Source organism: Kribbella sp. NPDC043289 (genome assembly GCF_056436705.1).
The window spans coordinates 161,799-173,977 of record NZ_JBWKCB010000011.1 but is presented as its reverse complement, the minus strand read 5'-3'; the positions used below and the strand labels follow the sequence as shown (position 1 = coordinate 173,977).

General features: G+C 68.0%; 11 protein-coding genes. 4 read left to right on the top strand and 7 right to left on the bottom strand.

Features of this window, described 5'->3' with window-relative positions:
* Positions 1-42: 42 nt before the first annotated feature.
* A complete protein-coding gene (locus tag AC0662_RS39325) occupies positions 43-1,464 on the bottom strand; it encodes an APC family permease (protein ID WP_478307070.1) in 1,422 nt (473 codons plus the stop codon).
* Positions 1,465-1,854: 390 nt separating this feature from the next.
* Between AC0662_RS39325 and AC0662_RS39320 the strand changes: the two genes are divergently transcribed.
* The 3 genes from AC0662_RS39320 to AC0662_RS39310 are packed head-to-tail and all read left to right on the top strand — an operon-like array spanning position 1,855 to position 5,017.
* Positions 1,855-2,964 (top strand): sugar ABC transporter substrate-binding protein, encoded by a 1,110-nt coding sequence (locus tag AC0662_RS39320; protein ID WP_478307068.1) that lies wholly within the window; start codon positions 1,855-1,857, stop codon positions 2,962-2,964.
* Positions 2,961-3,755, top strand: a complete 795-nt coding sequence (locus AC0662_RS39315) for an ATP-binding cassette domain-containing protein (protein WP_452201144.1) — start codon at positions 2,961-2,963, stop codon at positions 3,753-3,755. The genes AC0662_RS39320 and AC0662_RS39315 overlap by 4 nt, the downstream gene beginning before the upstream one ends.
* Positions 3,752-5,017, top strand: coding sequence for a sugar ABC transporter permease (locus AC0662_RS39310; RefSeq protein WP_452201142.1), 1,266 nt, complete (start codon positions 3,752-3,754; stop codon positions 5,015-5,017). The genes AC0662_RS39315 and AC0662_RS39310 overlap by 4 nt, the downstream gene beginning before the upstream one ends.
* A 1-nt stretch (position 5,018) precedes the next feature.
* Here AC0662_RS39310 and AC0662_RS39305 read toward each other — a convergent pair whose 3' ends face one another.
* From AC0662_RS39305 to AC0662_RS39280, 6 genes are all read right to left on the bottom strand, one after another.
* Positions 5,019-5,372 (bottom strand): response regulator, encoded by a 354-nt coding sequence (locus AC0662_RS39305; RefSeq protein ID WP_478307066.1) that lies wholly within the window; start codon positions 5,370-5,372, stop codon positions 5,019-5,021.
* Positions 5,373-5,421: 49 nt separating this feature from the next.
* Positions 5,422-6,819, bottom strand: a complete 1,398-nt coding sequence (locus AC0662_RS39300) for a sensor histidine kinase (RefSeq protein ID WP_478307064.1) — start codon at positions 6,817-6,819, stop codon at positions 5,422-5,424.
* Positions 6,816-7,469 (bottom strand): response regulator transcription factor, encoded by a 654-nt coding sequence (locus tag AC0662_RS39295; RefSeq protein ID WP_452201136.1) that lies wholly within the window; start codon positions 7,467-7,469, stop codon positions 6,816-6,818. Before AC0662_RS39295 ends, AC0662_RS39300 begins: the two co-directional genes overlap by 4 nt.
* A 62-nt stretch (positions 7,470-7,531) precedes the next feature.
* Positions 7,532-8,458, bottom strand: a complete 927-nt coding sequence (locus AC0662_RS39290) for a hypothetical protein (protein WP_478307062.1) — start codon at positions 8,456-8,458, stop codon at positions 7,532-7,534.
* Positions 8,459-8,504: 46 nt separating this feature from the next.
* On the bottom strand, positions 8,505-9,593 hold the full coding sequence (locus tag AC0662_RS39285) for an alpha/beta hydrolase family protein (protein WP_478307060.1): 1,089 nt from the start codon (positions 9,591-9,593) through the stop codon (positions 8,505-8,507).
* 93 nt (positions 9,594-9,686) lie between these two features.
* On the bottom strand, positions 9,687-10,703 hold the full coding sequence (locus AC0662_RS39280) for a hypothetical protein (RefSeq protein ID WP_478307058.1): 1,017 nt from the start codon (positions 10,701-10,703) through the stop codon (positions 9,687-9,689).
* 83 nt (positions 10,704-10,786) lie between these two features.
* Here AC0662_RS39280 and pafA point away from each other — a divergent pair, with 83 nt between their 5' ends.
* On the top strand, positions 10,787-12,148 hold the full coding sequence (gene pafA, locus AC0662_RS39275) for a Pup--protein ligase (RefSeq protein WP_141852932.1): 1,362 nt from the start codon (positions 10,787-10,789) through the stop codon (positions 12,146-12,148).
* Positions 12,149-12,179: the final 31 nt, after the last annotated feature.

The following is a 12,179-nucleotide window of genomic DNA, read 5'->3' as shown; positions in this document are numbered from 1 at the left end:
TGCGTACGGCGTACACCAGGTGCACTACCTGTCCAAATGCCGCTACGTCTGCAGATCGGCTTCTTCCGGTACGACGACCTGGTTGACCATGCTGCGGATCCGGTCGGCCGGCAGGGCGACCGCGCGGGCCCAGAAGTAGATGATCAGGTTGAACACCGCGACCACCAGCATGTCCCACCACAGCGGGAACCACGGGTGCTTGAGCGGCCCGAAGTCGCTCAGGTACACGATCAGTCCCATCCCGACCAGATACACCGGCAGCCATTGCGCGGCGCGCAGGTCGAGCTGCGGCGTGATCGGGTTCAGGTTGAGCACCCGGTTGCCGATCAGTACGACGTACCCGATCAGGATCGCGACGCCGAGCTTCCAGTCGGTGGCCCATCCGGACCACAGGATCAGCAGGTTCGCGATCACGAACGCCAGCGGCGACATCCAGGTGGCTCCCGGCAGCCGGTACGGGCGATCCGCTTCCGGCAACCGGGTGCGGAACACTCCGAGCGACAGCGGCGCACCGGCGTACATCAGCACGCTCGCGCTGGTGATCAACCCGACCAGCGACCGCCAGCTCGGGAACGGCAGGAAGCAGATGCACCCGATCACGAACGCGGTGATCAGCCCGACCCACGGTACGCCGCGGCGGTTGGTCTTCTCGAACACCGACGGCACGTACCCGTTCCGGCTGAGGCCGTACGACACCCGCGAGCTCCCGGTGATGTAGATCAGTCCGGTGCCGGCCGGGGAGATGATCGCGTCGAGGTACAGGATCGTGGCCAGCCAGCCGAGGCTGACCAGTGACGCGAGCTGCGCGAACGGTCCGGTGAGCGCCGTGAACGCGGCCGTGGCCCAGGTCCCCTTGACCTGATCGGCCGGCAGCGCGGCGATGAACACGACTTGCAGCGCGATGTAGATCAGCGCGCCGATCACGATCGAGCCGATCACGGCCCGCGGGATGTCGCGTTTCGGGTTGCTGCTCTCGCCGGCGAGCTGGTCGGCCTGCTCGAAGCCCAGCAACGCGAAGATGATGCCGCTGGTCGACACCGCGGACAGGATGCCCTTGGCGCCGTACGGGTTGAAGCCGTTGGCCGCGGTGAAGTTGCTGCCGTGGAACGACGCGATCGCCAGTACGAAGATGGTGAGCAGCGCAATGCCGACCTTCCACCAGGTCGCCGCGCTGTTGGTGCGCGCCAGCAACCGGATGCTGAGGAGGTTGATCGCGGTGATCACTGCCATCAGGACGACGGCGACGATGATGCCGCTCGTGGTCAGGACGTGCTGGCCGTTCTCGGTCTTCAGCCAGCCTTTCCCGAACGAGTAGTGCTGGCCGTAGGTGATCATCGCGAGCACCTCGATCGGTGCCACGGGGGCGGCCTGCAGCCAGGAGAACCATCCGAACGAGGCCCCCGCGGCGCCGCCGAACGCGTAGTGCGGGAAGCGCCGTACCGCCGGAGACCGGGTACATCCCACCCAGCTCGGCGTGCACGAGCGCGAGGACCAGGATCGCGGCACCGCCGATGACCCACGAGATGATCGCCGCGGGGCCCGCGGTGGACAGGGCGCCTTGCGCGCCGAACAGCCAGCCGGAGCCGATGATCGATCCCTCGGACGCCCAGATCAGACCGATGGAAACCGATGTCACGTCGCAGGCCGGGCCGGTTCCGCTCGGTGGCGGGATGTGCAGTGGAAGTGGCCATAACCGCACCATCACCCCGGTGCGCGGGCGGTGCAGTAACGCTGGCTGCAGACCCGTACCCCTGCTAGCAGGTACTGCGGTTTGCGGCCTGCTGCGACGACGGCGCGGCGGACCGGATCGCATGCTGGCCGGAGAAACCCTGCGGCGATCCGGAAGGACGCACGATGATGCGAAACCCACACAGAGCCGTTGCGCTGACCGGTACCACCGTCGCGCTGCTCGCCAGTCTGGTTGCCTGTGGCAGCAACAACAAGGCGTCGAGCAGCACCAGCAGCAGCGCTCCACCGGCGAACACCAAGGTCGGAATCCTGCTCCCGGACACGGCGTCCTCGCCGCGCTGGGTCTCCGCCGACCCGAACAGGCTCCGTAGCCAGTGCAGCACGAACAAGCTCACCTGCTACATCGACAATGCCAACGGCAGCGCGACCACGATGGAGTCCCAGGCGCAGGCGCTGATCAACCAGGGCGTCGGCGTCCTGCTGGTGACGAACCTCGATTCGGGGTCCGGCAAGGCGATCGAGTCGCTGGCCAAGCAGCACAACGTGGTGACGATCGACTACGACCGGCTGACCACCGGCGGGACCGCCGCGTACTACGTCTCGTTCGACAACGTGAAGGTCGGCGAGGACCAGGGCAAGTCGCTGACGGCGTGCCCGCAGGTGACGGGCAAAACCTCGGTCAACTACGTGGACATCGACGGTGCCCCCACCGACAACAACGCCACGCTGTTCGCCCAGGGCTACAACTCGGTGCTGTCGAAGCAGACCGGCTGGACCAAGGTCGGCGACCAGACCGGTAACTGGGACCCCGCCACCGCGCAGGCCGTGTTCACCACGATGCTCGGCCGGAACCCGAACATCAACGCGGTGATGGTGGCCAACGACACCATGGCGCAGTCGGTGATCAACGTGCTGAAGTCGCAGAACCTCGCCGGCAAGGTCGCCGTGTCCGGTCAGGACGCGACCGCGGGGGGTCTCGACAACGTGATGCTCGGCACCCAGTGCTTCACGATCTACAAGCCGGTCGCCGGTGAGGCGGACGTGGCGGTCAAGCTGGCGGGGCAGATCCTGTCCGGCCAGAAGCCGACCGCTCCCACGACGATCAAGGATCCGGCCGGCGGGCGCCAGGTCCCGTCGTACCTGGCTTCGCCGACCGTGATCACCAAGAAGAACGTGGCGCAGCCGGTGACCGATGGCTACGAGACCGCTGCGTCGGTCTGTCCGACCCCGGCACTGGTGAAGCTCTGCGCCGAGAACGGTATCCGCACACCGTGACGACCGTGGAGTCGCACGACGTCCTGGAGCTGCACGGCGTCGGCAAGTCGTTCGGCCCGGTCGTGGCGCTGTCGTCGGTGGACTTCAGCGCCGCGGGCGGCGAGGTGACCGCGCTGGTCGGGGACAACGGCGCGGGCAAGTCGACGCTGGTCAAGAGCATCGGCGGGATCCACCGCATCGATGCGGGCGAGATCCGCATCGACGGTACGGCGCAGCACCTGCACGAACCGCGGGACGCGGCCCACCTGGGGATCGAGATCGTTCACCAGGACCTCGCGTTGTGCGACAACCTCGATGTCGTCGGCAACATGTTCCTCGGCCGCGAACGGCTCGGCCGGTTCCACACCCTCGACGAGAACACCATGGAGCACCTGGCCGGGGAGACGCTGGCCTCGCTGTCGGTCCGCACGGTCCGCTCCGTCCGGCAGAAGGTGGCCAGCCTGTCCGGTGGCCAGCGGCAGACGGTAGCGATCGCGAAATCCGTCTTGTGGAGTTCGAAGATCGTGATCCTGGACGAGCCGACGGCGGCCCTCGGCGTCGCGCAGACCGAGCAGGTGCTGGAGCTGGTCCGGCGGCTCGCGGACCACGGCGTCGCCGTGGTCCTGGTGTCGCACAACATGAACGACGTGATGCAGGTGGCCGACTCGATCGCCGTCCTGTTCCTGGGGCGGATGGCGACCCAGGTACGCCGTACCTCGGTGACCCAGACGCAGGTCGTCGAACTGATCACCTCCGGCCGGTCGGGTGATCTCGGTCTGCCGGGGGCCGAGTCGATCGGAGCACCGGCATGAACGCGGTCCTCGCCGAGAAGGCGCCGCAGCACCAGCCCGCCACGAGCGCGTTGGCCGAGTACATCCGCGACTACGTGGCCCGGCTCCGCGGCGGAGAACTCGGGTCCGCGCCGGCGGTGGTCGGCCTGGTCGTGATCACGGCGTTCTTCTCGATCGTCCACCAGGGCTTCCTGAGCGCGTACAACCTCGAGGCGCTGGTGATCCAGGCGGCGCCGATCATCGTGATGGCGATGGGGCTGATCTTCGTCCTGCTGCTCGGCGAGATCGACCTGTCGGCCGGGACCACCGGCGGCCTGTGCTCGGCGATCATGGCCGTGCTGTTGCTGCGGCACCACTGGCTGTGGTGGCTGGCGATCCTGGCCGGGCTCGCGACCGGGCTGGTGATCGGGTTCGGGATGGGGTGGCTGCGCGCGAAGGTGGGGATCCCGTCGTTCGTCATCACGCTGGCGACGTTCCTCGCGTTCCAGGGCGCGACGTTGATCCTGGTCGGCGGCCAGGGTTCGGTGATCCTGCCGGCCGGGACGCCCTTGATCGGACTGGAGAACAACTTCGTCCCGCTGTGGCTGGGCTGGGTGCTGCTCGGCGTGTTCGTGGCCGGGTACGCCTTCATCAAACTGACCGATGCGCGCGGACGTCGCCGTACCGGGCTGCCCGCCACGCCGGTCGCGGTGATCGTGGCGAAGGTGGTCGCGGTGGCGCTGATCGGTGTCGCGTTCACCTACGAGATGGGGATCAACCGGAACCTGATCAGCAACGCGTTCTTCAGCAACAAGGCCGAGGGGATGCCGTGGGTCGTCGTACTGCTCGCGCTGCTGTTCGTGGTCTGGCATTTCGTTCTCAGCCGGACGCGGTACGGGCGGCACGTGTACGCCGTCGGCGGCAACGAGGAGGCGTCGCGGCGCGGTGGCGTCGCGGTGTCCCGGATCCGGATCTCGGTGTTCGTGATCTGTTCGGGGATGGCCGCCGTCTCGGGTCTGGTCGCGGCCTCGCTGCTGCAGTCGGTGCAGTCGAACGCGGGCGCCGGCAACACCCTGCTGCTGGCCGTCGGTGCCGCGGTGATCGGCGGTACGTCGTTGTTCGGCGGGCGCGGCCGGATGATCGACGCCATCCTCGGCGGGCTCGTCGTCGCGGTGATCATCAACGGGATGAGCGACCTGATCCAGGGCTCCAACTCGTCGGGCTACGAGTACGTCGTCACCGGTGCCGTGCTGTTGCTCGCGGCTGGCTTCGACGCGGTGGTCCGGCGCGGACGGACAGCCTGAATCAGTGGGCGTCCAGTAAACGGCGGATGGCCCCGGCGGACAGGCTCGTCTTCGCGACGAACCCGATCGCCGGGCTGTCCGCGATCAGGTCGGCGTAGTCCTGCTCGGCGTGGCCGGAGATCAGGATCATCGGCGCCGCCGCACCGGCCGCGTGCAGCCGGGTGATCAGCTCGAAGCCGCTCTCGCCACCGAGGTCGATGTCGACCAGCACGACGTCCGGCCGCGACTGCGCGATCAGGCCGGTCGCTTCGGCCGTGGTGGTCGCCGTACCCACCACCGTGACGCCCTCGCGCACCAGCAGCCCGCGCGCCGCGTCCAGGAAGGGCCGGCTGTCGTCGACGATCACGCACCGCATGGAACAAGCATCGCAGCGCCGAACTCCGGTGGCATTCCTGCTGCCTGTACTACGCCGTGATCGGCAACGTGACGGACAGCGTAGTCCCTTGTTCGTAAGGGCTTTCGACGGTCAGCGTCCCGCCGAGCGCGGCGATCCGGTCGTCGAGACCGACGAGCCCGGAGCCCTTCGACAGCACCGCTCCACCGGTGCCGTCGTCGCGAACCGACAGCAGCAACTGACGGCCCTCGAGCCGGACGTGGACCACCGCGACGGACGCGTCCGCGTGCTTGGCCGCGTTCGTGAGGGCTTCGGACACGACGTAGTACGCGGCCGCCTCGATCGGCGCGGGCAGCCGGGTGCCGACCTCGACCGTGACCTCGACGGGGATCGTCGAGCGGCGCGCGAGCATCCGGACCGCCGGGCCGATACCACCCTCGGACAGGATCGCCGGATGGATGCCGCGGGCAATTTCCCGCAGTTCGTCGAGGGTGGCCGTCAGGCCTTTGGCGACCTCGTCGAGTTCCGCGGCCTGCCCGTTCGGGCTGTCGGCCTGGATCGCCCGGACGCCGAGGCTGAGTGAGACGAGGCGTTGCTGGATGCCGTCGTGCAGGTCCCGCTCGATCCGCCGCCGGGTCTCGTCCGCGGACCGGACGATGCGGGCCCGGGACGCGGCCAAGGCAGCGTTCGCCGCGCCGAGCGAGGTCGCCATCGTGTTGAAGGTCCGCTCCAGCGTGCGGATCTCGCCCACGCCGGTCTCGGGCACCCGCACGGCGAGATCGCCGGCCGCCAGCCGGTTCGCCATCTCCGCGGTCACCCGCACCGGCCGCACGATCGCCCGGGTCAGGTACACCGCGAACCCGAGGATGAGGACGATCGACCCCGCGAGCCCGGTGATCGCGGCGATGGCGGCCCGGTCGGCGCTCGCGTCGGAGCGCAGCTGCTCGGTCGCGGACAACTGCTGCTCCGAGCTGATCAACGTGTCGAGCACCGAACGGATCGCGGCCATCCGCCGCGTGCCTTCCACCGTGGCCGCCACAGTCCGCGCCGAGTCCGGATCCTGCTGCGCGGTCTCGATCTGCGGCAACGAATAGTCCTGCAGGTACGACGTGATGCTCCCGGCGGCCTGCTGCGCCCGAGCAGCTTGGTCAGGGCTGTTGGACACCAGTTGCTCCAGCGCCGCGGTTTGCGCAGGCAGAGCTGCCGCTGCCTGTTCCCACGGCTGCAGGAACCGCTGCTGACCGGTGATGACGAAGTCTCGTTGCCCAGTCGCCAGATCGGCGACCAAACGCTCCACCTGATGCGCAGTGGTCAGTACGGCGGAGGTGTGCCGCGCCTGCTGCTCTGATGCCCGCAGTCCCTGCACGGAGATCAGCAGCACCACGAAACCGGAGCCGACCAAGACCATCAGCAACCCGCTCGCGATCACCACCCGCCGAGCGACTCCGCCGATCAGACCAGACATCATCGGTCGTCCAGGTACCTCAGGACGGCCAGGACACGGCGGTGGTCGTCGTCGGCTTCCGGCAGGTCGAGCTTGGTCAGGATGCTGCGGACGTGCTTCTCGACCGTTCCCTCGGTGACCCACAGCCTGCGGGCCACTCCGGCATTCGAGCGACCCTGAGCGACCAGTGCGAGCACTTCGCGTTCTCGGTCGCTCAGCACGGCCAACGGATCGTTGCGGTGCCTGGAGTCGACCAGCTCCTGCACCACCGCCGGATCGACCACCGAACCTCCGCGCGCCACCCGGTGCAGGCTCTCCAGGAACTCATCGACGTCCGTGACCCGGCTCTTCAACAGATAGCCCACGCCGTGCCCCGCCGCCATCAGCTGCAGGGCATGCTCGACCTCCACGTGCGCGGACAGCAGTACGACGGCAGTCTCCGGATGTTCGCGCCGAATGACGTCGGCCGCGTCCAGTCCTTCGGTCGCATGCTCCGGCGGCATCCGGATATCGACGATCACCAGGTCGGGTCCCTGCCCCCGGACCAACTCCAGTAACTCGGCACCATCCCCCGCCGTACCGAGCACGGCGAAGCCCGACCGCTCGAGCAGACTGGCAAGCCCCTCACGCAGCAGGACGTCATCGTCCGCTATGGCCACCCGCGTCCGGACCACGTCCACCCCTTGATTGCCTGGTGATGCCAGTGTGTCACCGGATATTCACCAGGCAATCCGAGTCACTCGCCGTACAGCTTCGGTGCTTCTGGGGTGTTGCCGTAGTACCGGAAGTAGTTGTCGTCCGGGAAGGCGGCGAAGGTCTGGCCGACCTGGCCCATACCTTTGATGACCGTTGCTGTGCCGTTGGCGTGTCCGACCGCGTAGAGGTAGGCGGTGCGGACGTCTTTGTCGATGCCGATCAGCAGAGTGCTCTGGTTGCCGCAGCGGTCTGCTATCAGTACGTCGAACGACTGCCAGGTCGACGTACGGACCTGCTTCACGACCGGACTGCCGCTCGCCGGGATCCGAATCGTGTAGAGCGCCCCACCGCGAGTGTTCGCGAGGAAGCTGTCGTACGTCGGCGTCTGGCTGATCAGCGTCATCGTCTTCACCGACGAGAACCCGCTGTACGTCGCTTTGTTGCGCCAGAGCTTCCCGTCGACGGTCCAGCGGTTGATGACGCCGTCGTGCAACGCGTAGGTGTTGGTCCGCGCGCGGCCCGTGGTGTCGGAGTACCGCGACTCCTCGAGGTACGTGTAGTTGAGGCCCCAGCCGCCGCCGAGTTTCCACTTCTTGAACGAGTCGGCGTCGAAGGCGCCGGTGGTCTGGTCGACGTCGTACTCGTAGCCGTACAGATCGCTGCCGAGTGTCACGTACCCGCCGCGCTTCAAGCCGGACGGCGGGTCCGGTTCGACGCGCAGCGAGCTGGCCAGCTTCACCCGGTCGCCCGGGAACAGTCCGGCCGGTCCGACCGTCGGAGTCGCCGCCGTCACCGGCGAGGTGGCTGTGATGCGTTGGAACTTGTGGTCACCCGGTCCGGCCACGAAGGACCCGAGCGTCGTCCCACAGACTGCCGTGGTGGAGCCGGTGGCCGCTTGGGCCTCGACCGGAACCACCGTGGCAGCCAGCAAACCCGCGCCGAGCACAGCCGCCGCGGTCCGCCTCATGTTCATGCACCCTCCAGGGGGTCGTCGTCATCCAGCTCGATGCCGACTACGCCCAAAAGGTTTGGAAGAACGACCGGACGAGTTTCCGTACGGCGTCGCTCGCGCACGACCTGCTGCCGACCAGCTTGGCGCGCTGTACCGCAGTCATCAGGCCGGCCGCCTGCAGCTGCGGCGCGAAGGCCGCGTAGTCGGTCCAGATCCAGTGGTTCGCATTGGCGAGCTGGACGCGCCGCACTGGTCCGCCCTGCGCGATGACAGCCGACCACGTGCGGTCGAAACGCGCGTCCCGGAACCCGTCTGTTCCTGCCAGCAGCAACGGTTTCCGGGCGATCGGATAGAGCTCTCCGTCCAGCGTGTCCAGGTAGCCCTCCAGATTGACCGCGGCCCGGACACGCGGGTGCTGCAGAGACACTGCGGCCGTCGCACCACCGGCAGAGTGTCCGTAGACGCCGACCCGTCGCAGGTCGATCGGAGCGTCCAGCTCGGACAGGTGGTCCAGGACGAACCGCAGGTCGGCGAAGCGGGTGTTCATCATGACCTTCGACTGCACTGGGTCCGTCTGCACGTCCGGACTGATCTCGATGACCCGCAGCCGGCCGTCCGGGAACACGACCTCACTTGCCTCACCAGGGTGGTCGACCGAGATCACGACGTACCCGTGGCTTGCGAGGTCCTCGGCGATCGAGGTGCCGATGGTGCGTGGGTCGGCGCCGCCCGGGCTGTAGAGCAGCGTGGGGCGCCGTCCGGGGAGGGCGGGCGCATCGACGTACGCGTGGGTCTGGGTGGCTGCCCAGTTCACTCCGCTGGTCGGGAGCTCCGGATGCAGCAGTCCGGCGTCCAGCCCCTTGAAGACCTCGGCTGCGGCCGGTGCGAGCTGGGGAGCTCGCTGATGGCCGCGTACGACGGTTGCGGGGTAGAAGGCCGTCAGCGCGAGCTCCCGGGTGGTCGCGCCGTTCCATGGGTCCGTGCGACTCGTGTCGGTCAGCGAGTGGGTCGTCGTACCGACAGGCCAGGGGCCGGTCGGGGCCGGGAGGCGCAGGGTCAGCTCAGTGGTTGCTGCGGAGGCGGTCTGGAGTTGGATGGCGCCGGCCACGGCGGAGGCGGCGGTGGCGGTCAGGAACGTTCGTCGTCTCATGTCCCCGACGCTGTCAACTGAGCTGCCGCGGGTCAGCTGACCGGACAGGATCTCCACCCGGAGTTACGTCTCCGGGTGGAGCCCCAGTGGACGTCAGGCGCCGGTCAGCGCAGTGCCGGCCGTGTAGTAGCGGAAGTACGAGTCGGTGACCGGGAAGGTGGTCGGGACCTTGCCGAGGCCCTTGATCACCGTGGCGGCGCCGTTGGCGTGACCGACGGCGTACAGGTAGCCCGTGCCGGTGCCCTTGTCGATACCGAGCAGCAGGGTGCCGTAGTTGCCGCACTTCTCCGCGATCAGCGTGTCGAAGCTCTGCCAGGTCGAGGTGCGGATCTTCGTCACCACCGGCTTGCCGGAGCCGGTCGGCACCTGGACGGTGTAAAGAGCGCCGCCGTTCGTCGTGGCCAGGAACGTGTCGTACGCGCGGCCCTGACCGATCAGCGTCATCGTCTTGACGGCACCGAAGCCACCGAACGTCGTGTAGTACTTCCAGCCGCTCGGGGTGACCGTCCAGCGAGCAATCAGTCCATCAGTGAACTGATTGATCAACGAGTAGACGTTGGACCGGTTGACGCCCGAGGCGGAGTACCGGCTCAGCTCGACGTACTTGTGCAGCTCGTCCCAGCCGCCGCCGACCAGGGACTGATCGACCGTACCCGGCACGACTGCGGTACCGGTGCCGTCGGTGATGTAGCTGGTGCCGTACATCCGGGTACCGATCGCAACCAGCCCGGTGCGCTCCTCACCGGCCGGTACGACGAGCTCGGTGCGTACCGCGGTCGGCAGGTGCGCCTGACCGTCCGGGTACAGGTCCTTCGGACCGACCTGGCGAGCACCGGCGGACGGTGTCGCCGTGATCGTCTGGCTGGTGTGGTCGCCGCTCGGAGTGACCGAGCCGAGGCGCAGTGAGCACGCTGCTGTCTGGGCTTGTCGACCGGCCGGCGTGGCGCCGGCTGTCGGGGTGACCAGGGCACTCGTGGTGAGCGCTCCGATGGCGATCGCGCCCAGCGCGCGCCGGTACTTCGTCATCTGGATCTCGCCCTTCGTCGCAGGTTCGGAGGCGCGTGCCTCCGAGGAATCGATGCGGGCGGACACCCGATTGTTGCGGCCCACAGGTGCATCAAAGGGATAACGCCGGGATGCGGCGCGCCTGAGACATGGCCCGCTTGTCGGAAGTGCGCCGTACTGTGGGTGGTGTGAACCGGCGAATCTTCGGTCTGGAGAACGAGTACGGCGTCACCTGTACGTTCCGCGGGCAGCGGCGACTGACCCCGGACGAGGTGGCGCGGTACCTCTTTCGGCGGGTCGTGTCCTGGGGGCGGAGCAGCAACGTGTTCCTCCGCAACGGGGCCCGGCTCTACCTCGACGTGGGCTCCCACCCGGAGTACGCGACCGGCGAGTGTGACTCGGTCACCGACCTGATCGCGCACGACAAGGCGGGGGAGCGGATCCTCGAGGGTCTGCTGGTGGACGCGCAGAAGCGGCTGCACGACGAGGGCATCTTCGGCGACGTCTACCTTTTCAAGAACAACACCGACTCGGCCGGCAACAGCTACGGCTGCCACGAGAACTACCTGGTCTCGCGGCACGGCGACTTCGCCAAGCTGGCCGACGTCCTGATCCCGTTCCTGGTCACGCGGCAGCTGATCTGCGGCGCGGGCAAGGTGCTGCAGACGCCGCGCGGCGCGGTCTACTCGGTCAGCCAGCGCGCCGAGCACATCTGGGAAGGCGTGTCGAGCGCGACCACCCGGTCCCGCCCGATCATCAACACCCGCGACGAGCCGCACGCGGACGCCGAGCGGTTCCGCCGGCTGCACGTGATCGTCGGCGACTCGAACATGTCCGAGACCACCATGCTGCTCAAGGTGGCCAGCACCGACCTGGTGCTGCGGATGATCGAAGCCGGCATCGTGATGCGCGACCTCACCCTCGACAACCCGATCCGGGCGATCCGCGAGATCAGCCACGACATGACGGGTCGCCGTGAGGTCCGGCTGGCGAACGGTCGCGAGGCGTCGGCGCTGGACATCCAGATGGAGTACCTGACCAAGGCCCGCGACTTCGTCGACCGGCGCGAGCTGGGGACGCCGGCCGTGGAGCGGGCGCTGTCGTTGTGGGAGCGGACGCTGAAGGCGATCGAGTCCGGCGACCTGTCCGGGATCGAGCGCGAGATCGACTGGGTGATCAAGTACCGGTTGATCGAGCGGTACCGCTCGCAGAACAACCTCGGCCTGGCGAGCCCGCGGGTCGCGCAGCTCGACCTGGCGTACCACGACATCCACCGGCCGCGCGGTCTGTACTACCTGCTCGAGCGCAAGGGTGCGGTGACCCGGGTCGTCGATGATCTGCGGGTCTTCGAGGCCAAGTCGGTGCCGCCGCAGACCACGCGAGCGCGGCTGCGCGGGGAGTTCATCAAGCGCGCGCAGGAACGCCGCCGCGACTTCACCGTCGACTGGGTGCACCTCAAGCTCAACGACCAGGCTCAGCGCACAGTCCTCTGCAAAGACCCCTTCAAGTCCCACGACGAAAGAGTCGAGAAGCTCATCGCGAGCATGTAGTCCTCGGCTAAATGAAGTGCTCGGTCGCCAT